The 23766-nt window shown below is 44.0% G+C and carries 20 protein-coding genes and 1 riboswitch; of the genes, 4 read left to right on the top strand and 16 right to left on the bottom strand.

Annotation, left to right across the window (positions count from 1 at the left end; genetic code table 11):
• Positions 1-84: 84 nt before the first annotated feature.
• The 11 genes from leuB to ACSX1H_RS01935 form a co-directional block, all read right to left on the bottom strand.
• The gene (gene leuB / locus ACSX1H_RS01885; RefSeq protein WP_439181850.1) at positions 85-1149 is read right to left on the bottom strand and encodes a 3-isopropylmalate dehydrogenase; all 1065 of its coding nucleotides are present in this window, start codon (positions 1147-1149) and stop codon (positions 85-87) included.
• 97 nt (positions 1150-1246) lie between these two features.
• A complete protein-coding gene (locus ACSX1H_RS01890; protein WP_439181851.1) occupies positions 1247-2779 on the bottom strand; it encodes a hydroxymethylglutaryl-CoA lyase-like TIM-barrel protein in 1533 nt (510 codons plus the stop codon).
• Positions 2780-3190: 411 nt separating this feature from the next.
• Entirely contained in the window at positions 3191-3790 is a 600-nt protein-coding gene (leuD, locus tag ACSX1H_RS01895) for a 3-isopropylmalate dehydratase small subunit (protein WP_439181852.1), read from the bottom strand.
• A 15-nt stretch (positions 3791-3805) separates the two neighbouring features.
• Positions 3806-5209, bottom strand: a complete 1404-nt coding sequence (leuC, locus tag ACSX1H_RS01900; protein WP_439181854.1) for a 3-isopropylmalate dehydratase large subunit — start codon at positions 5207-5209, stop codon at positions 3806-3808.
• A 141-nt stretch (positions 5210-5350) separates the two neighbouring features.
• Positions 5351-6847 (bottom strand): 2-isopropylmalate synthase, encoded by a 1497-nt coding sequence (locus ACSX1H_RS01905; RefSeq protein WP_439181855.1) that lies wholly within the window; start codon positions 6845-6847, stop codon positions 5351-5353.
• 146 nt (positions 6848-6993) lie between these two features.
• Entirely contained in the window at positions 6994-8040 is a 1047-nt protein-coding gene (ilvC, locus tag ACSX1H_RS01910; protein ID WP_439181856.1) for a ketol-acid reductoisomerase, read from the bottom strand.
• 90 nt (positions 8041-8130) lie between these two features.
• Positions 8131-8673 (bottom strand): acetolactate synthase small subunit, encoded by a 543-nt coding sequence (gene ilvN, locus ACSX1H_RS01915; RefSeq protein WP_439181857.1) that lies wholly within the window; start codon positions 8671-8673, stop codon positions 8131-8133.
• Between the two features lie 46 nt (positions 8674-8719).
• Complete coding sequence (gene ilvB, locus ACSX1H_RS01920) at positions 8720-10456, bottom strand: biosynthetic-type acetolactate synthase large subunit (RefSeq protein ID WP_439181858.1); 1737 nt, start codon at positions 10454-10456, stop codon at positions 8720-8722.
• Between the two features lie 48 nt (positions 10457-10504).
• The gene (gene ilvD / locus ACSX1H_RS01925; protein WP_439181859.1) at positions 10505-12334 is read right to left on the bottom strand and encodes a dihydroxy-acid dehydratase; all 1830 of its coding nucleotides are present in this window, start codon (positions 12332-12334) and stop codon (positions 10505-10507) included.
• Between the two features lie 506 nt (positions 12335-12840).
• A complete protein-coding gene (locus tag ACSX1H_RS01930; RefSeq protein WP_439181860.1) occupies positions 12841-13593 on the bottom strand; it encodes a peptidase associated/transthyretin-like domain-containing protein in 753 nt (250 codons plus the stop codon).
• A 19-nt stretch (positions 13594-13612) separates the two neighbouring features.
• On the bottom strand, positions 13613-14383 hold the full coding sequence (locus tag ACSX1H_RS01935) for a hypothetical protein (protein ID WP_439181862.1): 771 nt from the start codon (positions 14381-14383) through the stop codon (positions 13613-13615).
• A 193-nt stretch (positions 14384-14576) separates the two neighbouring features.
• Between ACSX1H_RS01935 and ACSX1H_RS01940 the strand changes: the two genes are divergently transcribed.
• Entirely contained in the window at positions 14577-15392 is an 816-nt protein-coding gene (locus ACSX1H_RS01940) for a 2,3,4,5-tetrahydropyridine-2,6-dicarboxylate N-succinyltransferase (protein WP_439181863.1), read from the top strand.
• Positions 15393-15524: 132 nt separating this feature from the next.
• Here ACSX1H_RS01940 and ACSX1H_RS01945 read toward each other — a convergent pair whose 3' ends face one another.
• Both ACSX1H_RS01945 and ACSX1H_RS01950 read right to left on the bottom strand, forming a co-directional pair.
• Positions 15525-16994, bottom strand: coding sequence for a PepSY domain-containing protein (locus tag ACSX1H_RS01945; protein ID WP_439181865.1), 1470 nt, complete (start codon positions 16992-16994; stop codon positions 15525-15527).
• Between the two features lie 4 nt (positions 16995-16998).
• Complete coding sequence (locus tag ACSX1H_RS01950; protein ID WP_439181867.1) at positions 16999-19296, bottom strand: TonB-dependent receptor; 2298 nt, start codon at positions 19294-19296, stop codon at positions 16999-17001.
• Between the two features lie 110 nt (positions 19297-19406).
• Positions 19407-19605: riboswitch (cobalamin riboswitch) on the bottom strand.
• Positions 19606-19741: 136 nt separating this feature from the next.
• Between ACSX1H_RS01950 and ACSX1H_RS01955 the strand changes: the two genes are divergently transcribed.
• Both ACSX1H_RS01955 and ACSX1H_RS01960 read left to right on the top strand, forming a co-directional pair.
• Positions 19742-20305: an L-threonylcarbamoyladenylate synthase gene (locus tag ACSX1H_RS01955; protein WP_439181869.1), complete on the top strand. Its 564-nt coding sequence runs from the start codon at positions 19742-19744 to the stop codon at positions 20303-20305.
• A gap of 27 nt (positions 20306-20332) precedes the next feature.
• Positions 20333-20758: an acyl-CoA thioesterase gene (locus ACSX1H_RS01960; protein ID WP_439181871.1), complete on the top strand. Its 426-nt coding sequence runs from the start codon at positions 20333-20335 to the stop codon at positions 20756-20758.
• A gap of 12 nt (positions 20759-20770) precedes the next feature.
• Here the strand turns inward: ACSX1H_RS01960 and rimM are convergent, their stop codons facing one another.
• The gene (rimM, locus tag ACSX1H_RS01965; protein ID WP_439181872.1) at positions 20771-21289 is read right to left on the bottom strand and encodes a ribosome maturation factor RimM; all 519 of its coding nucleotides are present in this window, start codon (positions 21287-21289) and stop codon (positions 20771-20773) included.
• A gap of 53 nt (positions 21290-21342) precedes the next feature.
• A complete protein-coding gene (locus tag ACSX1H_RS01970) occupies positions 21343-21912 on the bottom strand; it encodes a cob(I)yrinic acid a,c-diamide adenosyltransferase (protein ID WP_439181873.1) in 570 nt (189 codons plus the stop codon).
• A gap of 196 nt (positions 21913-22108) precedes the next feature.
• Here ACSX1H_RS01970 and pdxH point away from each other — a divergent pair, with 196 nt between their 5' ends.
• Positions 22109-22747, top strand: coding sequence for a pyridoxamine 5'-phosphate oxidase (gene pdxH / locus ACSX1H_RS01975; protein ID WP_439181874.1), 639 nt, complete (start codon positions 22109-22111; stop codon positions 22745-22747).
• Between the two features lie 24 nt (positions 22748-22771).
• Here pdxH and gldA read toward each other — a convergent pair whose 3' ends face one another.
• A complete protein-coding gene (gene gldA / locus ACSX1H_RS01980) occupies positions 22772-23677 on the bottom strand; it encodes a gliding motility-associated ABC transporter ATP-binding subunit GldA (protein WP_439181875.1) in 906 nt (301 codons plus the stop codon).
• Between the last annotated feature and the right edge of the window lie 89 nt (positions 23678-23766).

Consider the following 23766-nt stretch of genomic DNA (forward strand, 5'->3'; position numbering starts at 1 on the left):
TCAAGACTTATGCCATCGAGATAAATTGTATACTTCTATTTTACAAAAAACCTGTCAGAAGTCGCTTTCTGACAGGTTAGTTCATTACTTGCTTTGGATGTAAGAAGCGAGCCAGTCACCGACTTCCGATGTTTTAGAGGCTTTACCATCCTTTACGATATCTTCGGTTACGACCCCTTCGTCCAGCGATTTATTAACAGCTTCACGCACGAGTTTCGCCTCTTCTAACAGGTCGAGAGATTCCAATAACATAGCTGCCGAAAGCACGGTTGCTATCGGGTTAGCGATATCTTTACCAGCAGCCTGCGGATAGGACCCATGGATTGGCTCAAACACGGAAGTGTGCACACCAACCGATGCAGAGGGCAATAAACCTAGTGAACCAGTAATTACAGATGCCTCATCACTGATGATGTCGCCAAACATGTTCTCCGTCACCATCACATCGAACTTTTTCGGCCACTGAATGAGCTGCATAGCGGCATTATCCACAAACATGTAATCTACCTCAATATCCTTGTAATCAGCCTCCATAGCCTGGGCCGTTTCGCGCCACAAACGTGAGGTGGCCAATACATTCGCTTTATCAACTACAGTGAGACGCTTATCGCGCTTTCCTGCATAGGCAAATGCCAGCTTCAGGATGCGCTCAATCTCTTCGGTTGTATAGGTGCAGGTATCAAAAGCTTTCTTTAAATCTTCTGAACGGCCCTTCTCACCAAAATAAATCCCTCCTGTTAACTCACGCACCACCACAAAATCAGCGCCTTCAACGATATCCAGTCGAAGCGGACTCTTATCGAGCAACGAAGGGAAAGTTGTTACCGGACGAATATTGGCATACAGGCCCAGTTGCTTCCGCATGGCCAACAAGCCTTGTTCGGGACGCACCTTAGCTTTAGGATCATTATCGTATTTAGGATCGCCAATGGCTCCAAACAAAACCGCATCAGAGTTCATACAGATATCATGGGTTTCAGCCGGATAAGGATTCCCCACCTGATCGATAGCTGTGGCACCTACCAGCGCATTTGTGTATACAATTTCGTGCTTAAATTTACCTGCAACGGCATCCAACACTTTCTGCGCCTGTGCTACTATTTCTGGTCCAATGCCGTCACCCGGCAATACTGCAATGTTTAGTTTCATATTTTTTTAGTATCAAGATAAGAGTATCAAGTATCAAGATGTTTTACATGATGTTGAAAGTTCATCAGTCTTGTGTCTTGATACTTATGTCTTAAGTCTAATTTATTATTTTCAAATTTCCGTTTTCTATCAAGTTAAGCATTTTTACGGTGGCTTTTATGGCTGCTTCGGTCTGGTCGGCATCCAAGCCACGCGTTTTAAACACCTTCCCTTTGAACTGCCACGAAATCACTGTTTCCACAAGGGCATCGGTCATTCCGCCCGGCGGAATAGTCACCATGTAATCTTCGAGCACCGGATGATTTTTACCCAGCTTCTCGTAGATTTTCCACAGAGCATGCATAAAGGCATCGTACTGCCCATCGCCGTTCGCTGTTTCCTGATGCACTTCCCCATCAATTTCAATACTCACATTAGCCAGAGGCATAAGGCCTTTGGTCAATTGCAAGCTGTAGTTCTGCACCTTGATGTGCTCTTTAATGGATGAACTCTTGAGTACATCTGATATAATATAGGGCAAATCCTCGGTGCTAACAGTCTGTTTCTTATCACCCAGCTCTATTACCCGCTCCGTCACCTTTTTCATTTCTTCGGCAGAAAGATCAATTCCGAGCTCTTCGAGGTTTTTCAGAATGTTGGCCTTGCCCGATGTTTTTCCAAGTGCATATTTCCGCACCCGCCCGAATCGTTCGGGCATTAAGCGGTTAAAATACAAGTTATCTTTACTATCGCCATCGGCATGAATCCCGGCACACTGCGTAAATACAAATTCGCCGGTGAGAGGCTTATTGCTTGGGATACGGATGCCCGAGAAGCTTTCAACCAGTTGACTTACCTTGGTTATCTTCGCTTCCTGTATGTTTGTTTTAACGCCCAACTGATCATTCACCAAGCCTACCACGCTGGCCAGAGGTGCATTCCCGGCTCTTTCGCCCAATCCATTAATGGTGGTATGAATACCTTGCACACCGGCTTTGATAGCTGAAAACACATTGGCCACTGCCAAATCGTAATCGTTATGAGCATGGAAATCGATGTGCAACTCTGGATAACGGGTGATGATGGCGGCACAAAATTCCTCAACCTGATCAGGGTTTAATATCCCCAAAGTATCGGGCAGCATAAAGCGTTTGATAGAAGTGTCTTGGAGCTGATCGAGGATAAAATAAACGTAATCAGGTGAGTCAATCATGCCATTGGACCAATCTTCCAAATAGATGTTGACCAGCATGTCCATTTCTTCGGCAGCCAGGAGCACCTGTTTGATATCCGCCACATGCTCTTCAGGGGTTTTCCCCAGCTGCCCGGTCACATGCTTTAACGATCCTTTAGTCAGCAGGTTGATAACTCGCCCCCCGGCACTTTGAATCCACTCCAGTGATGTTCGTCCATCAACAAAACCGAGCACTTCCACCTTATCCAGCAAGCCTTTTCTGGCAGCCCATTCCGTAATCTTTTTAACCGCCCGATATTCGCCATCACTCACGCGTGCCGATGCGACTTCTATTCTGTCCACTTTTAATTCTTCGAGCAGCATGGTCGCCATGGCCAGCTTCTCCGATTCGTTAAACGACACCCCGGTAGTCTGCTCGCCGTCGCGCAAAGTGGTATCCATTAGCTCAATAGTCATTGTTTGTTTGGTTTTTATGGTTGTTGGTTTTGTATAGTCTATTAGTTATGAGGCAATAGGCAGAAGGAACTTCCATCCCCCAATGCCTATATCTGATAACAATCTTTTAAACGTCCCCTCCACCAAGGGGAAACTAATAAATTTTAAACACCACGTTTTGTGTTTCTTAGCTCCTTTTTAAGTCATTCATCATTCCGACCCCGCCTGGCGATGGCGCGCCAGACGGTAGTCGAGATGACTTCTTATCTATTATCAAACTCTGCATTGTTTAGTCAGTAGTTAATCTGTCAGCAGGCAGAAATTCATCCTCCTATCTTCATTTTTCAACTACCAAACATTAACACTTTCTCCATCTCCATATGGGAAAGATGTTATCAAAAACTCCTTGACTTTTTGTCTCTGTGCCTTCAATTAAAACTTAACAGCCTTTGCTTCGTAGGCTTCTATTTCATCGCTCAGGCTCAGCAAGTAATCAATATCGTCGTACCCGTTTAAGAGGCAATTTTTCTTGTATGCGTTGATTTCAAAGCCTTCTGATTCGCCAGTGGCTACATTAGTAATGGTTTGATTCTCCAGGTCAATTTTCACCTCAGCCTTGTTATCGGCCTCTACAGCTTTAAACAGTCCGGCCAAAAAAGCTTCAGAAACCTGTACGGGCAGCACACCGTTATTCAAAGAGTTATTGCGAAAGATATCCGCAAAAAAACTAGATACCACGGCTTTAAACCCATAGCCTGCAATAGCCCAGGCTGCATGCTCCCGGCTTGAGCCACTTCCAAAGTTTTTTCCAGCGACCAAAACAGAGCCAGTATAATTAGGATTGTTCAGAACAAAATTGGCTTTTGGTTGTCCATCCTTATCGTAACGCCAGTCGTAAAACAGGTTATCACCAAACCCCTCTTTAGTGGTTGCTTTCAGGAAGCGAGCCGGTATAATCTGGTCGGTATCCACATTCTCTATTGGCATTGGCACAAACGAAGTTTGCACGGTTACAAATTTATCTATTGGCATAATTCCTCCTCCTGATTAAAAGTTAAAGATGGTTCGTGGATCGGTTACAACACCTGTTACCGCTGCTGCTGCCGCTGTTAACGGACTGGCCAGCATAGTGCGCGAGCCTGGGCCCTGGCGTCCTTCAAAATTACGGTTTGAGGTGGCCACCGCATATTTACCGGCTGGTATCTTATCATCATTCATGGCCAAGCAAGCCGAACATCCCGGCTGACGTAACTCGAAACCGGCCGCTTCCAGCTGGTCTTTTAAACCTTCAGCAATGGCTTGTTTTTCAACCTGTTTGCTTCCTGGTACAATCCAGGCTGTCACACTTTCAGCTTTTTGCTTGCCTTTCACCGCCTCACAGAAAGCCCTCAAATCTTCGATACGTCCGTTGGTGCAACTTCCAACAAACACGTAATCCACTTTTTTACCTTCCAGCTTATCACCCGCCTCAAAGCCCATGTATTCCATCGACTTTTGAAAAGACCCTTTGGAACTGTCCTCAATGGCATCCAGAGTTGGGATGCTTTCACAGACCTTAGCGCCCATTCCAGGATTGGTTCCATAGGTAATCATCGGCTCGATATCAGCAGCATCAAAACTCAGCTCCTTATCAAATACCGCATCGGCATCGGTCACCAGAGATTTCCAGTAAGCTAAGGCTTTATCCCATTGTTCGCCCTGTGGTGCCTGCTCGCGTCCTTTGATGTATGCAAAAGTGGTTTCGTCCGGTGCAATCATCCCTCCGCGGGCACCCATTTCAATACTCATGTTACAAACAGTCATACGGGCTTCCATCGATAAACTGCGGATAGCCGAACCGGCAAACTCAACAAAATACCCCGTTCCACCAGCTGTTGAAATCTTAGAAATGATGTAAAGAATAATATCTTTTGAAGTAACACCTTTACTCAGCTCACCCTCGATATTGATGCGCATGCTTTTAGGTTTTGGCTGCATGATGCATTGCGTTGCCAGTGCCATCTCCACTTCGCTGGTTCCAATACCGAAAGCAATGCTCCCGAAAGCACCATGTGTAGAAGTATGACTATCTCCACAAACGATGGTCATGCCCGGCTGTGTAATACCCAATTCAGGACCAACAACGTGCACAATTCCATTATATGGATGGTTCAAACCGTACATGGTGATGCCATGCTCTTCACAATTCTTTTTCAGGGTTTCCACCTGATGCCGCGATAGCTCATCCTGTATGGTTAAATGCTGATCAACGGTTGGAATATTATGGTCGGGCGTGGCAATAACCTGTTGCGGACGCGCTACCTTGCCGCCCCGCGCTTTAATTCCACCAAATGCTTGCGGACTGGTCACTTCGTGAATAAAGTGACGGTCGATGTAAAGGACATTTGGCCCGCCTTCAATGCTTTTGACCACGTGGCTGTCCCATATTTTATCAAATAATGTTTTTCCCATTGTTTTATAGCTATTAGCCAGCGGCTATTGGCCGCCAGCTTTTTAAATTAGAATCCAGTTATTTTTTGAACAGATTAAACATCTGCACCAGCATAAGGATTTCTTCTGCCTTTTGCCTGTATATTAATGACTACTGTCTACTTACCCAATTTTAGAAATAGCATCCAAAAATGCCTCAACAGATGCGGTAATGATGTCCACATTGGCCGAGAACCCATAGTAGATATGCCCTTTGTGTTCCACCTGTACATGCACTTTACCTAAATCATCGCTGCCACGTGTAATGGCCTGAATCAGGAACTCTTCAAGGTGCACTTTGCGTTTCACCAATGCTTTAACGGCTGTAAATGCCGCATCGATAGGTCCGTTACCCGCAGCCGTTTCGGTAAACACATCCCCATTAAAGCTTACAGCCACGGTGGCAGTTGGGATGGTAGAGCTCCCTGCAATTACCTGAAGAGATTCCAGTTTAATTGAGCGATCCTGCTTTTCTTTTTCGGCGCCGGCCAATGCTTCCAGGTCCTCATCGGCTACATCCTTTTTCTTATCGGCTAGATCAAGGAAACGCTGGTAAACTTCATCCAACTCGGGGCCTTCAAAATCATAACCCAACACATGCAGGCGGTGCTTCAAGGCTGCACGACCGCTGCGCGCTGTTAATACAATGCTTGACTCCTTCACCCCCACATCGGCCGGATCGATAATCTCGTAGTTTTCACGATTTTTCAAAACGCCATCCTGATGAATACCAGACGAATGAGAGAAGGCATTACGTCCAACAATGGCCTTATTGGCCTGCACCGGCATGCGCATCAAAGTTGAAACCAGTCGGCTGGTTTTCATAATTTGTGTGGTATCAATACCTGTCTGATAATCCAAGGTATGGTGCGATTTCATGGCCATTACCACTTCTTCTAAAGAAGTATTACCGGCACGCTCGCCCAGTCCGTTTATTGTGACCTCCACCTGGCGGGCTCCATTGACAACGCCGGACAGCGTATTGGCAGTTGCCATGCCCAAATCGTTGTGACAGTGGGTTGACAAAATGGCCTTATCAACGTTTGGAACATTGTTCATCAGGTAAGCTATTTTAGCCCCGTACTCGGAAGGCAAGCAGTAACCTGTGGTATCCGGAATATTAATAACCGTAGCACCGGCTGCAATTACAGCCTCCACAACACGAGCCAGGTACTCGTTATCAGAGCGACCCGCATCTTCTGCATAGAATTCTACATCTTCGACAAATCGCTTGGCATATTTCACAGCTTCCACTGCGCGCTGAACAATCTCGTCTTCGTTAGAATTTAATTTGTATTTGATATGATAGGGCGACGTTCCAATACCAGTATGAATACGTCCGCGCTTAGCAAATTTTAAGGCATCGGCAGCCACTTCAATATCGCGTTTTACGGCACGCGTTAACGCACAGATGGTTGGATTTTGAACCGCCTTAGAAATCTCGACCACCGAATTAAAATCTCCGGGGCTCGAAATGGGAAATCCAGCTTCGATCACATCCACACCGAGCTTCTCGAGCTGACGGGCTACTTCTATCTTCTCAATAGTGTTTAACTGGCATCCCGGCACCTGCTCGCCGTCTCTTAATGTTGTATCGAAAATGTAAACTTTATTATCCATGGTTAATGTTTTTTTGGGTTTTCCGAATTCCTTTCCCTTTCGGATTTTCTCAAGAAGAATCAAGATTTAAGACACAAGTATCAAGACTTATTTACAAGATGTAAATCCTCTTTTGTCTTGATACTTATATCTGGTGTCTTACCTTATTATTGGTTTTCTGGTCTCAACTTACGCACAGCGGCACCGGCCTGCCACATTTCAGACTCACGCAGCTCTTTCAATTCCTCTTCCAGCTTCACACGATAATCAGGCTGGCTGTTTGAGTCAATTGAACGCTGTGCCTCGTTTCCGGCTGCTACTTCTGAATAGAGTTTCTCGAAAACAGGCTTGGTTGCGTCGCGGAAAGGCTTCCACCAATCCAAAGCACCACGCTGAGCAGTGGTTGAAGTATTGGCGTACATCCAGTCCATCCCATTTTCTGCCACTAATGGCATCAAGCTCTGTGTCAATTCTTCAACGGTTTCGTTGAATGCTTCAGATGGCGTGTGTCCATTGGCACGTAACACCTCATACTGAGCGGCAAAAATACCCTGGATACATCCCATTAAGGTACCACGCTCACCGGTTAAGTCAGAGTACACTTCGCGTTTGAAATCGGTTTCGAACAGGTAACCCGAGCCAACGCCAATACCTAATGCGATTACGCGGTCTTTGGCCTTACCTGTTGCATCCTGGAAGATAGCATATGAAGAGTTCAAACCACGTCCTTCCAAGAACATACGACGCAATGAGGTACCAGACCCTTTAGGTGCCACCAAAATCACGTCCACATCAGCCGGCGGCACAATTCCTGTACGCTCTTTGTAAGTGATACCAAAACCGTGAGAGAAATATAGGGCTTTACCAGGTGTTAAATACTTCTTAACCGTATCCCACATCTGAATCTGACCGGCATCTGAAAGCAAGTATTGAATAATTGTAGCCTTTTCAAGCGCTTCTTCAATTTCAAAAAGCGTTTCGCCAGGTACCCAACCGTCAGCAATGGCCTTATCCCATGTTTTAGATTCCTTACGCTGACCTACAATTACGTTAAAACCATTGTCTTTCAGGTTAAGAGATTGCCCAGGTCCTTGCACACCATAACCAATAACAGCAATTGTTTCGTCTTTTAATACTTCGCGTGCTTTTTCCAATGGGAATTCTTCCCGCATTACAACGTTTTCTTCAACGCCTCCAAAATTAATTTTTGCCATGATTTTATTTGATTAATGTTTATTTTTTTGAGCGACTAGCGGTTAGCTGTCAGCCATATATTTTTTGTCATTTAGTCTTTTGACTTGATTCTAGTCCAAAAGCGACTTTTCCTTTTCGAGCTTTTTCAGATAATTGGATAACAGCTCTTCTTTAAGTTTGGTAACTGCTATGCGGCCCGAACGGACGAACTGCTGCACCCCAAAATGGTCGAGCTTTTCAAAGAGCTCCTGTGTTTCGCGCTTGTGCCCCGTTTTTTCTATAACGGTATACTCTTTTGTCACTTCCAGAATACGCGCGCCATACTCTCTAACCAGTCGCTCTATCTCATTTCCGTTAAGCAGCGATTCTGTTTTTACCTTGTAGAGCGCTACCTCCTGATGAACAATCTCATCGGTTGTAAACACATAGGCCTTAATAACATCAATCCGCTTTTCGATTTGCAAAAGCAGCTTATTCACCTGTTCGCGAGTTGTGAACACAACAATGGTGAACTTATGGATGCCGGCTATTGCTGATTCTGAGGTCGTCAGACTTTCTATATTGATGTGTCGGCGCGTAAAAACAGTGGTTACCTGATTAAGTAAGCCAACATGGTTTTCAGAATATATTGATAATGTGAATTCTTGTTTCATCGTGTTACGTGTTGAATTGTCGATTTGGTAATCTGTTAATTTGGCACTACTCTAACCTAATGTCGGAGACGGAAGCGCCTGTAGGCACCATGGGGAATACATTCCCTTCTTTTTCAACCATCACTTCTAACAAAAAGGCCCCTTTATGCTCTGCCATTCGTTTTACAGCAGCATCCAGACTGTCGCGCTCTGTTACTTTCTCAGCGGCAATGCCATAGCCGGCTGCAATCATCTGAAAATTGGGGTTAACCAACTCGGTAGATGCATAGCGGCGGTCGAAGAACAACTCCTGCCACTGACGAACCATTCCCAGGAAGTTATTATTTAATAAGATGATTTTTACATCGGCCTGGGTCTGAAAAATAGTCCCTAATTCCTGGATAGTCATCTGAAAGCCTCCGTCGCCAACAAACAAGCACACCGGGCGTTCGGGTTGTCCTAACTTGGCTCCCAGCGCGGCCGGCAAACCAAAGCCCATCGTCCCTAATCCTCCAGAAGTTACCACACTGCGTGATTGCTTAAACTTAAAGTATCGGGAAGCCATCATCTGGTGCTGTCCAACATCGGTGACCATGATGGCATCATCACTGTACTGCTCGGTAACGCGTCGTATCACCTCACCCATGGTCATGCCTTCTTTGGCTGGGAATAGCTCGGGCTGCATGATCTTTTGCGTTTCAATTTTATCGCACGCTTTAAACTCATTTAACCAATCCTCATGCTGGTTTTCTGACACCATATTGGTGATCATCGGCAGCGACTCCTTTACATCTCCTACAACAGGCACATCGGCATAGATGATTTTATTGATTTCAGATGGGTCGATCTCCAAATGCACCACTTTCGCATTGGTGGCATACTTTTGCACATTCCCGGTTACCCGGTCATCAAAACGCATGCCGATGGCCAGAATCAGATCAGCTTCATTGGTTTTTACGTTAGGCCCATAGTTGCCATGCATGCCCAACATGCCTACATTTTGCTCAAAATCGCTGGGCATTGCAGATAGGCCTAAAAGCGTCCAGGCCGCTGGTATTCCGGTTTTCTTCAGAAAATCCATCAACTCCTGCTCGGCGCCCCCCAATACAACGCCCTGACCAACCAGGGCTAAAGGCTTTTTCGCCAAATTAATTAGCCGAACAGCTTCCGCTATTTTATCAGCATTTACAGCTGTTCGGGGTTTGTAACTACGAACTTTATTAACAGGTTTATATTCAAAATCGAACTGCGCAAACTGGGCATCTTTAGTAATGTCTATCAAAACCGGACCCGGGCGCCCTGAGCGAGCTATGTAAAAGGCTTTGGCAATGGCTTCAGGAATTTCTTCGGCCCGCTTCACCTGATAGTTCCACTTGGTAATGGGTTGTGTAATGCCCACCACATCTGTTTCCTGAAAGGCATCAGTCCCCAATAATGGAGAGGCTACCTGCCCACTAATTACTACCAGTGGTGTTGAATCCACCATGGCATCGGCAATTCCTGTTACTGCATTTGTTGCTCCCGGACCACTTGTTACAAAGCAAACACCAACTTTGCCAGTGACGCGTGCATAGCCTTGCGCAGCATGAACAGCTCCTTGCTCATGGCGTGTCAGGATATGATTTAATTTATCCTGATAGTGGTAAAGCGCATCATAAACAGGCATGATTGCACCACCAGGATATCCGAATAACAAATCGACACCCTCATGCAACAGTGATTGCATCAAGGCTTCGGAGCCACTCATTCGTTTCTTTTTCATCTCTTTGGCTTCCATGGTTGTTGTTTGCGTTTGTGTTTCCATAATTTTCGACTTATGGCTGATAGCTTTAATCTATCTGTGGTTAATGTTTTAATCTATCAATCTAACTGCACCCTGATCGGCTGCACTCACCAAACTAGCATAGGCCTTCAGGGCTTTTGAAACGGTTCGTTGGCGGTTAGCCGGCTGAAATGCCTTTTCCCCTTTGGCTTCTTCCTCTTTGCGCCTGCTGGCCAGCACCTCATCGCTAACTTGAAGCTCAATTTTTCGATTGGGGATATCAATTAAAATCGGGTCGCCATCCTGCACTAAGGCAATGATTCCACCTCCTGCAGCCTCTGGCGACACATGTCCTATGGACAAACCAGATGTTCCACCGGAGAAGCGACCATCAGTTAATAATGCACAGGCTTTACCCAAATGCTTTGACTTCAGATAAGAAGTTGGGTACAACATCTCCTGCATGCCTGGTCCCCCTTTAGGACCTTCGTAGCGAATGATGACCACATCGCCTGCTTTTACCTGGTCAGATAAAATCCCTTCGCAGGCCTCATCCTGTGACTCGAAGACACGAGCTGTGCCATTGAAGGTAAAAATGGATTCATCAACGCCGGCTGTTTTAACAATACATCCTTTTTCGGCCAGGTTACCAAACAAAACGGCCAATCCGCCATCCTGGGAGTAGGCCCCTTCCACACTGCGGATACATCCCTTTTCTCTATCGGTATCTAACTGCGCATACTGTGTTTTCTGCGAGCCCATGGTTAAATTAAACATGCCGGCAGGCGCACTGGTATACAACTCTTTCGCTTCATCAGTTGCCGTACCACTTGTTACATCGTAAGCTGCCAAAGCCTCCTTCAAGCTTGGAAAATCAACCCGACTAACATCGGTATGCAACAATCCACCACGATTTAGTTCAGCCAGAATTCCCATGATGCCCCCGGCCCTGTTAACATCCTCGATGTGGTAGTGCGAGTTGGGAGCTACTTTGCACAAAACAGGTGTCTGACGTGACAAACGATCAATATCATCCATGGTAAAGTTCACCCCTGCCTCGTGGGCAATGGCTAAAATATGCAGCACTGTATTGGTGGAGCCGCCCATGGCGATATCAAGTGTCATGGCATTTTCAAACGCCTTGTAAGTAGCAATGGAGCGTGGTAAAACTGATTCATCACCTTCTGCATAGTAGCGATTAGTGATGTCGACAATTAAATCAGCCGCTTTTTCGAACAAACGCTTACGATTCACATGTGTGGCCACGATGGTTCCGTTACCAGGCAAGGCTAAACCAATGGCTTCATTCAGGCAATTCATAGAGTTGGCGGTAAACATTCCCGAACAAGAGCCACAAGTAGGACATGCATTACGTTCCACCTCTTCCACTTCTGCATCCGAAACTGTATCATCGGCCGCCATCACCATGGCATCGACCAAATCAAGCGCTTTTCCACCGGCTTTACCAGCTTCCATTGGGCCACCCGACACAAAAACGGTGGGGATATTCAGGCGCATGGCAGCCATCAGCATGCCTGGTGTTATCTTATCGCAATTGCTGATGCAAACCATGGCATCCACCTTATGTGCATTAGCCATGTACTCCACACTATCGGCAATGATATCACGGGAAGGCAACGAATACAACATCCCATCGTGCCCCATGGCTATGCCGTCGTCAATGGCGATGGTGTTAAACTCAGCTGCAAAACAACCATTCGCTTCAATACGCTGCTTTACCATCTGACCAATATCGTGCAAATGAACATGCCCTGGCACAAATTGAGTAAAGGAGTTCACCACTGCAATAACGGGTTTCCCAAAATGCTGCTCCTTCATGCCGTTGGCTCGCCACAGGCTTCTGGCCCCGGCCATCCGTCGACCTTCTGTTGATGTTGCGCTTCTTAGTGTTATCTTCATTTTACGTTCGTTTGTATCAAAAAAAAAGAGCTTTTCTCGCATGTGTGAGAAAAGCTCTTAGTATCGTATATTCGTTGATTTATCTACATAGCATCCTCACTTCCCTAGGTTCTAATAATGACCACGAGAATAATAATAATGTTGAGAATGAGTGATAAATTGAATTTCATAATGAAATCTGCTTATTTAAACTTTTTATTCCGGCTAAAGCGCCGAACTGCTATTTTTTTGCTTTTTACGATAGCAAATGTAGGATTGATTTTTATAGATCCAAAGAAATAGTCAAAAAAATATCGATATTTTTTACAATTCGCTTTTTAAAGCGTTATTCAGCTTACTATTTAATGCCTGTACATGTATATAAGGTATAAGTCGGCAAACAGAGACGATTATGAAGCACCTCTTAAACGCCTTCTATTTACTGTATATCTGATATTTAAGCAAACACAAACTCTCCATCATCCTCACATACAAAATATAAGTTCAAAAATGAACCCTGAGCAACTTCAATTATCGAGTTTAGTGGTATCATTTCGCATGACAATATACATTTCAAAAGCCTGACTCACGGCTTCCATAATTTTGTAATCGGACAGTGCCGGATTAATCTTATGTTTCGTGCGTAAAAACACCATAAACGAATCCAAATCGGCACCATCCAGTTTGGTAAAATACCTCATATTTTGTCTCGAAGTCAACTCTCTTAATCGCTCATCCCGTTTTTCTTCATCAAGCAATGCTTCGTATCTTTTTTCCGCTTTTGTTGTGCTTCCTCTTCCGAATCTTGCGGTCAGTCCAAAAGTTCCGGAACGCTCCTTTTCAGCTCTTCTCAAATCATTCATTGTAAAACCCATAGACATTCCTTTTGATTTAGTTGGCAGCATATCCATATTGGCTACCATGTGCCTGAAAGAAGCATATGATTTGAACATTAAAACCTGTACTTCGCCCAGCTCAAAAGTCTGTTTTTGAACTATCCAAAATAAGCTATCCCTCAACATCTGTTCATTAATTACCAGCAGAGTATCCTGGTAACCCAAGCAACGGAAAAAAAGCGTATCACCCACACCTGTATTTAACTTAAACATCCCTCTTTCATCTGATTCTTTACCAAATCCGGTCTGACTATTTGCCACAAAGGCAAAAGGCACAGCCGTAACACTATCACGTTCAACCAGGCGGCCAATCAATAGCACCCTCTCACCCACGCCTTCCTGGGCGAAAAGCGAGCCGCAACATCCCAGTAGCAAGATGAGCATAACTATAGCTGTCCTTCTCCTATTTTCTGTTCTTAAATGCATCGAATAAATCCATGACCTTATACTTAATACTTTGCGGGGTGTCCCTATCGGTGAACTCCATTTGGGCATTACAATACAAAATAAAAGTCTCCAACTCATCTCCAGTTAACCCACTAACCTGCTGCAGCATATTTACAGTCATCATCTGTCGCTGCTTTTCATATCTGAGCACTTTCAACATCTTACGTTTCTGCCTTTCTGATTTAGATGTGTAATAGTAGAGGGCCGATGTTGGCTGAAAAACCCAAGTCAACACCGAAGGATCGTTTCTGTAAGTTGGCAGAATATCAACTGGCACATCGGGTTTCCTCCCCAGCTTAATATCCGCTGGCAACATTAAATCCATTTCCATTTGTTTACTGCGCATCGCTCTTAATCGCTCCTGATAGGTACTATAATGCCAGTTGGAATTGATATCAACCTGTTGGATCTGATAGGAGATGCGCTTCAAAGGAAACAGATACATGCGATCCGGGTCCACATTTAAACTGTCCAGATGAAGGACCCTCTCTTCGAATCCCAGGGCTACGATTTTGAGACTATCACTGGCATCAAGGATAAGTTTAAATTCACCAAGCGAGTCAGCAGCAAATAATTGCATGGTTTTATAACTGGCTATTTGAGCCAGTGGAATAGGTCGCTCATCGTTATGTGTTACAACTTTTCCGTGCAGCCATACTTTTTGGGTTTGTCCTTCCAACATCGATGTCATCAACAAACAGGTTGCTATGCAAGCTAATTTTTTCATTGTTAGAGATTAGGTAAGCTCAAGATAAACCTTCCTGCACGCTGTGTTGTTATTTTTTCAACAAACGGACGAATAATTAACAGCTTTTAACAGGGCGAAACTAATTAGTTAAAACCAAATCACTTAACATTTTTTTATAGTGATATCTTATTATTAAAAGGTATTTTTGTTTTCAAACATAAATTTTGATTAAATGAGCGATTTGAAGAATATCATTGAAAAGGCCTGGGACGACAGGTCGATGCTAAATAACCCGGAAACTGTTGAAGCAATTAAAACCGTAGTTGAAAAACTGGACAAAGGCGAACTACGCGTAGCTGAACCAAATGGAGATGACTGGACTGTGAACGAATGGGTGAAAAAGGCGGTTATTCTTTACTTCCCTACTCAGCAGATGGAAACCATTGAAGTAGGACCATTCGAATTCCATGATAAAATTGCACTTAAAAAGGATTACGCAGCACAGGGCGTTCGTGTAGTGCCTCATGCTGTTGCGCGTTATGGTGCTTTCCTGGAGTCGGGCGTTGTAATGATGCCATCGTATGTGAATATTGGCGCTTACGTTGGTTCAGGTACTATGGTTGATACCTGGGCAACAGTTGGTAGCTGTGCTCAAATTGGTAAAAATGTTCATTTAAGTGGTGGCGTTGGTATCGGTGGCGTGTTGGAGCCTGTGCAGGCAGCTCCGGTTATTATCGAAGACGATGCTTTTATTGGCTCTCGCTGTATCGTTGTTGAAGGTGTGCGTGTAGGTAAAGAAGCGGTATTAGGTGCCAATGTGGTATTAACGGCCTCCACAAAAATTATTGATGTAAGTGGCAACGAGCCTAAAGAGTACAAAGGTTATGTACCACCTCGCTCGGTAGTTATTCCGGGTAGCATTACCAAGAAATTCCCAGCCGGCGAGTTTCAGGTTCCTGCTGCTCTAATTATTGGTCAGCGCAAAGAGTCCACTGATAAAAAGACCTCGTTAAACGATGCATTGCGCGAGAACAATGTAGCGGTATAAGCATTAAACAAATATTTGCTGGACATTAGATGATTCACACTTAGTTATTGAGTTGAAGAGTTTAACGTTGAGTAGTTGAAAGAAAAAACCTGATAGGACCAGTTCTTATCAGGTTTTATAATTTTATACTATCTAGTACAACTTCTTCATTCTCCGCTTAATCAGTCGATAGCTTAGCACCAAAGCGGTAACACTTACAACCGTGCCGCCCACCGACAAAAGAATTATCCAGGTTTGTCGAAGCCACTCTAACTTGGCAAACCATCCGAACCTGAAAGTATGCAAGCCTTGATACAGCCACCATTGCCATTTCGATACATCATTGATTACCTTCTCCAGCTTACCTGTTTGAGCATCTACAATTAATCGCGTTTGAAAAGCATCATCCAGTTTAATTTCATAACCGGCTGTTGCTGCCATATGCTTCTTATTTCTTACGATTGTTGAATAATCTTCTACAAAACGAATACTATACAGCACATCGGGTAAGCGACTTTGCAGGAAAGAATGTAAACAACTTTCACTTAATGGCTGCAAAACCAAAATCTGCTGCCCTTTCACCATAAAGCATTCAGGGGTTTGAAGGGTATTGGTATATACTTCGTAAAAACAGCGTTCCATCTGTTTTCGGCAAACAATGCGTTTAACAGAGCTTTCTGCCTTATGCTTCAAAACTTCGTTAAAACCGGTTCCAACCTCATCAACGGTTAACTCATCAGCATTCCACAAGCGATAATAATCAATGGGCTGTTCCTTTGAAAAAAGCCATGAAGGTAAATCGGCAAGCGACATCAGACCACTCAGGATGAAGGTAAACACAAACACCCCAAAAACAAGTCCACTTAAATGGTGCCATCGTAAGACGGCTTTTTTATATGGACTTACGTCAAGAGCACGAGTTTTACGTTTACGCTTAAATCGAACCAAACCAGCCACAACACCTGACACGCATACAAAACAACCAATACAACTCAGCCAGAAAACCACATCGACCCACAAGAGAGCGTTTAATCGCAACTGCTTAAAATACAACCAGTGCGGAATAGCGCCAATACGGGCCATCCAACGTGAGAAACGTGTAGTTTCCTGCACTATTTGACCATTCGTTCCCGATACATAAACCTCAGAATTAAACTCATCATCAAGCCAGTATTTATGTATTGTAAAATGCGCCTTATAATGCGACCACGGAATCCAAGAATCGTAATCAGTCAGGAATTCGCGTTTCTTAACAGGAGAGGAGTAAACGGCTTGTATCAACTGTGCGCTTCCATTTTCATCGATGCTATCGATGGGTGTTAAGGTAGCTGCATCAAACATTTGCGCGGTCTTACCTGGCAAGCGATAAACAGGCTTATCATTAAACATCTCCAGCGTAAGAGAAGAACTTGGATGCCCTTCAATAGCAGAAACAGGTGACAAAATACTGTCCTTCAGCGAAAGCGCTTTTTGTTTTTGAAAGTAAGCCTGCGTTTTAGGTTTGGGAAAGGAGTGGTAAATCATCACCACTCCTGATATAAACCACATTACAAAAAGCAGACTCATTACGAATCCGGTCCAGCGATGAACCGAAAACATGAATCGTTTAAGCAATTTAATCATCTACTTAAAAATTAATACTCATTGAAGCTTCGAACGAACGCCCCATACCAGGTACATACTGAGCGCTATATACTGTATTATCGAAGTAATACTCATCAGCAATATTATTCGCATTCAAACGCAATGTGACATTATCCAAAGTATAAGCTACTGTAGCATCGCTCACCCAATAGGCCGGCAACACAATGGCATTTGAGGCATTTGTAAAAACGTCATCGGTATAACGGGTGCCACCTCCAATGCTCAGATTTTTCAACAACCCACTTTGTACCGTGTAGTTGGCCCATGCAAAAAATTGATTTTCCGGCGTATGCGTCAATGCATTGCCTTCGTAACTGTAATCGCTCATATAAGGATTATTGGCAAAAGCTCTGTAGCGCGTCTCGTTATAACTGTATCCGGCATTAACAGACATGCCTTTGAATGGATAAGCAATAACATCCAATTCAAAACCTTTCGAATCAACAGCTCCAACTTGTCCATAAACTTGTTTACCTGCTTCGGTTTTTTCCAAATATTGTACAATACTCTCCTTCAGGATATAATACGAACTCGCATTCACATTTAATCGCGCACCCAACTCCCATTTAATACCTCCTTCTAGCTGATAACCTTGTTGCGGCTCATATACCTCTTCGCCTTCTTCAGGCTGAAACTCTTCTCCATTTTTATCTATATAGATATAGTTGGAGTTAAACACACTACGATAAGGCTTAAAGAAGCTAGATGCAGAAGCATAAATAGACAAATCCTCATAAGGCAAATACACCAATCCGGCACGATAAGAAAATGCTTTATTGGTAATGGACTGCTCCGGGCTATCCGGATTAAACTCATAATCGAGTCCATTGGTAACGGTTGCTCGTTGATAGTTATACTTATATAAATCAAAACGACCACCTAACATCGCCTTCAATTGCGGCATGACATCAATAACATCCTGAAAATATAAGCCATGTGAGGCATCACTCATTACGCGAGCACCTGAAAATTTAGTTTTCAAATAGCCTTGATTTAAAACAGGATCAACCACCGAAACTTTAGCAAACAGTCCGTCACCATATACATCCTGCCCCACATTATAGCCTGTGTAGCTCACACGGTCGAGATAAAGCAATGAATAGCCGCCAACAAAAGAATGCTTTAAGCCTCCTGTAGTAAACTCGTGATACACATCGGCATTGTACTGCAAGGTTTTTGTTTTGTGCGAAAAACGCAGTGGAAAAGTTCGTTGCAACGAATCCAGACAGATGTACTTTTTATTGTCTCCACTTAGGTAGTAATGATCGTAAATGGACTCATTTGAGGTCAGATAACTCAACTCTTCTGTGGAGAAATAGTCGATGTCATCATCATTATAGGAGATACCTGTTACCAAACGGGTGACTGCACCAAAAGTGTGCTCCCATGCAAGTGCAATGTTATAATTAGTATGCGTCAAATAATCGGATGGATCGTTATAGCGCTGCTCACGTTTAAAACCAGCCGGCAGATCACCAATCTCATATACTTGCTTATTGGTTGTTGCATCAAAAATATCATTCGTAACCGCAGGCATACCTGCTTCTGTCGCATAAAAATCATCATTGGCTCCGGCCTTGAACTTAATTACATTGTTATCGTTGAGCTGCCAGTCAAGAGCCAGATAAGCATTGGCTGTATTAGTTTTGTTATCGCGCCATCCGTCACTATCAGCATAACCGGCATCAAAACGGTAGGTTAAGGGTGAAGCAATAGCCCCACCTGCACCAAGATTCATGCGCTTTTTGTTCCATGCTCCATACCCAACACGCGCATTGCCCGTTGTTTCTTCAGTAGGCTGCTTACGCACAATATTTAAAATACCGCCTACAGCTGAGTGGCCGTACACTACTGATGCAGGCCCTTTTAAAAACTCGATGCTCTCAACAGCAGTAAGACTAGTAACCGGGGCACTGCTCGACCAGTTCATTCGCTCATCTCGGGCGCCATCAACCATAATTACAGGCTGCCCGAAACCTCTGAAACGGAAGGTTTGAAAACCACCGTAATTAATTGTTGGCCGTACACCTGTAGTGTATCGTAAAGCTTCATTCAGATTATTTACCGCACGTTCTTCTATCTGTTTGTGATTAACAGTAGACACAGTAATTGGAATGTGCTTTAAGGGCTCCATTGTTTTTAATGCAGTCGGATGTTTCTCAAACACCACATCAGCCTCGATGTCAATCGATTTAATAAGAAAAGTGTCCTTGTGGATGGTTTGTGAAAAAGCACAAACGGCACTCAACGCCAATAAAATGGCGAAAGAAATTCGTTTCATTCTAATTTTGTCTTTTAAGTTGTTTATAAATCTTTAAAGACAATATTCACGTTGGAAAAAAATGTATGAATAGCCTGGCTATCATCTCGCTTTTATCCCGAAAGCAAAGAATACTGTCGTGCAAACAGGCAGGTCTTCTGGCTCACCCCGTTTCAAATGGCCTTCCCATCAGTGCGCCTGACAGTGGCTGAAGCATTTGAAACCTAAATGGGGCTTACAGCTGCGGGTACAGCTCCGGATTTACACCGGATTCCCTTTTCATTACAGCGGCCGTTGTGGCTTTTGTAAACCTAAATGCGCCGCAAAAATATGGTTTTATATTAATTCTCTATCCGTTTTTAACATTTTTTGTTTAACCTTTCATGCTACGTGATGAACATTATGTTTTCACTCAAATCTTCCCCATCTTTTCCCTTTTTCCTATCTTGCCATCAAAAAACAGACCATGCACGACGATTTAAAACAAGCGCTTGAAGTATTGCGAAACGGTGGAATCATTCTTTACCCAACCGACACCATATGGGGCATAGGCTGCGATGCCACCAATGCTGATGCCGTAAAAAGAATTTATGACTTGAAGCAACGTGCCGACTCAAAAAGCATGCTGGTGCTTCTGGATAGCACTGCAAAACTGGCTGGTTATGTAAATGATATTCCGGAAGTAGCTTATGACATGGCTGAGCTGACTACCAAACCATTGACCATCATTTACGACGATGCCAAAAACCTGGCACCTAACCTGCTGGGCGAAGATGGAAGCGTGGGCATTCGCATCACGGAGGAAGAATTTTCTAAGCAGCTGTGTGTAAGGTTCAAAAAACCGATTATCTCCACGTCAGCGAATATAAGCGGTGAACCATCGCCACAGAATTTTGCTCAGGTGAGTGACGCCGTTAAAACGGGTGTGGATTACATCGTTAAGTTCAGACAGGAGGAAACTGCTAATCCGGCACCATCGAGCATTATTAAACTCGCTAAAGACGGACAAGTAACAATTATCAGAGAATAATGGGCTATTAGCTCTAAGCTTTATTACATGAACGAAACAACATTTTATCATAGCACGCCCATACAAATCCGCTTTAACGACATTGACGGTTTAGGACATGTTAATAACTCCACGATACAGGAGTATTTTGATTTGGGACGAATGCACTACATGCAGGATGTGCTATCCGGTCAAATCTTTAAAGGAGACGAAACGCTTATCGTTGCGAATATTAATACCGATTTTTTATCTCCAATTTATTTGAAGAATAAAATGGAGGTTAAAACGGCCATTACACGCCTGGGTACCAAGAGTCTGAACATGGTTCAGCAGGTGATAAACTCCGACTCTAAAGAGGTCAAAGCCATTTGTAAGTCGGTAATGGTGGCGTTTCATAAAATCAACGAAAATGCAATCGAACTCAAAGCAGAATGGCGTGAAGCAATCAGCAAACACGAAAAAACAACATTCTAATCGCCCAGTCGCTTAGATTAATCCATCGGGGAGGTCAAAAACGACTTCCCTTTTTTCATCGTCGATACCCGCAATAAAATGATCGACAATTGGGATTAAGATTTCCTCTCCATCGTGCTCCAGCTCAAACAGGGGATTTTTTGAAATTTCACGAATGGCAACAATCTCACCAATGTAACCATAACCAACGGCCTGACATTGATAGCCAACCAGTTGATAAGCTGAGAACGGAGCTTCCTCCTCTTCTGCTTCAGTCTCTTGCTTTGGCATATAAACAGGCGCATCAATAACCTTCAAAGCAGCCTGATCGTTAGCTAATTGCTCCAACTTAACCAACACATCTGTTTGGTTCTTTTCGCGTGCTTCTTCCAGGTAAAATGGAACTAACCCACCATCCAGCTCTAAAAAAAGAAATTCGCTATCCAGATCTTCTATAGAAAACTCACTGAACAGGCGCACTACAACTTCTCCGGCTATGCCATGTGTTTTAACAATAACGCCAATCTGACGGCAGGTATGTTTCTCTATCATCGGAATAATTTTGCTGCAAAGTTAGAAAAAAAGCTACAGCAAATGCTGTGCTCTTATTTTCCCCGATTATATAAAAAGGCTTTCCAGCGCTCTTCTGTTAAATGCGCTTCTTCCATGGCTGCTCGCGAAAGGCTGAAAAACAAATCGGACAATCGATTGATAAAGAACAAAATTGAGCGATCAACCGGATAAGTACGATGTAAAGCGGTTAGCTTACGCTCTCCCTTACGAAGTTGGGAGCGCACCACATGACACAAGGCCGACACCTCATTGCCACCCGGCAAAATAAAGTGATCAGAACGGCTGCTTAAGCCTGCTTCAACCTCATCAATCCACTGCTCACAGAACTTATCCATTCCTTCAGGCAACGGCATCGTGTTTTTTTCCTTCAACTCCTGAGGAGTTGCCAAATGACTCATAGAGTTCATCAACTCCACCTGTATCCGATGCAACTTATCCTGCCACTCATGTTGCGGGTCCAGCTTAGCCCTCAAAAGGCCAATGAATGAGTTAACCTCATCAAATGTGCCATAGGCATCTACGCGTATATCATCCTTATTAACACGTACACCTCCCAATAAATCGGTTTGCCCGCGATCGCCTGTTTTTGTATATATCTTCATCTGTTTGTATTTTTTCTGATAACTTTTTGGTGAAACTCTCAGGTTAGTTTAAACCATGTGTCTAACGACCGGATTCCTAATTAAAGTGTCAAGACGTTAAACATGAAGCTCAATAAAAAGTTTGCCCAACCTAGGTTTTTATAGAGTAAACAATAATTGTGATTTCTTGTTTTGTCTGTACTTAAATTTAGGCGCAATGAACAAACTGGCAGCAATACGTAAAGATTATACCAAAGGCATCCTGCTTAAAGAGAGCCTTAACGACTCCCCTTTTCAACAATTCGATACCTGGATGCAGGAAGCACTAAAAGCAGGCTGCACAGAACCAACAGCCATGACATTGGCCACAGTAGATGAGGCAAATATGCCCAACAGCCGTATTGTGCTGCTGAAAGAACTATCTGCTGAGGGGTTCGTTTTCTTCACCAACTACAACAGTGAAAAAGGCAATGAGCTGGCAGGCTCCAATAAGGCAGCTCTTAATTTTTTCTGGCCGGAGCTGGAGCGCCAGGTACGCATACGTGGAACCGTTGAGAAGGTGCCTCCCCACAAATCGGATGAATACTTTACATCGCGTCCGCGGGAAAGTCAGATTGGTGCATGGGCATCGAATCAAAGTACAGTTATTAACAACAGTGATGAGCTGCATAGCAGATATGAGCAGCTTCTGGCGCAATATAACAACCAATCTATCCCACGTCCCAATCACTGGGGAGGTTACCTGGTTAGGCCGGTAATAATTGAATTCTGGCAAGGCCGGGCAAGCCGCATGCACGATCGTTTTCAGTACGTTTTAGATGGCGATAAGTGGGTTATCAAACAATTAGCTCCCTAGCGACGGGATGCCTCAGGTTTAGCACTATTCTTTTGTGAGCCCATGAAACACGCTCTCGAGGTTCTGTTCGTTTCGGGTGAGCGTAAGAATGGTCATTCCACTATGTACGGCGTGATTAAACACCTGCTTTCGGATATCGTTTTGTGCCACTATCTCGCAGGCACATTTGCCGACGTTATTTACACTTTCAACCCCTTCAATGGATTCCAGATCACTGATATTGGGTGCTTTATCAAACTCCACAAACACCTTTGAACTGCCGCCAGCCTGCAATTGCGATAAATCGGTAGACGGATGATCGACCACCAGCTCTCCCCGATTTAGGATGATTACCCGCTCACAAATTGCCTCTACTTCTTGCATAATGTGCGTACTGAGCATCACGGTTTTCTCACGTCCCACCGTTTTAATGAGGTTACGGATTTCCATTATCTGATTCGGATCCAGACCGGTTGTGGGCTCATCCAGTATCAGCACTTCCGGATCGTGTATGAGGGCCTGAGCCAATCCCACCCGCTGGCGATAGCCCTTGGATAAGGCTCCTATTTTCTTGTGCTGCTCTCTGCTCAAACCGGTCAAATCCACCATCTCTGCCACCCTCATTTTTTTATTCGAAAGCTTGTAAAGCTGCGCTACCATCATCAGGTATTCCTTCACATACATTTCGAGATACAGCGGATTGTGCTCTGGCAGATAGCCAATCTTCCGTCTAAAATTTTCGTTGTAATCGGCAGTATTCACCCCACAAACCTCTACCTCTCCAGACGATTGTGGTAACAGGCCCGAGATAATCTTCATCATGGTAGATTTTCCAGCCCCATTGGGTCCAAGAAATCCAACAATATCGCCTGATGAAATAGAAAAAGTCACCCCGTTTAAGGCATTTTGTTCGCCAAATTTTTTTACTACATTTCTTACAACAATCGACATGGTCTATAAACTTTAGAACTCAAAAATATCAATTAACTCTTCCAAACAAAAACGAAATACAAAAAGCCATTACCAATTAGCTGCAGACA

This window comes from Carboxylicivirga taeanensis (assembly GCF_051851475.1).
Lineage (GTDB): Bacteria > Bacteroidota > Bacteroidia > Bacteroidales > Marinilabiliaceae > Carboxylicivirga > Carboxylicivirga taeanensis.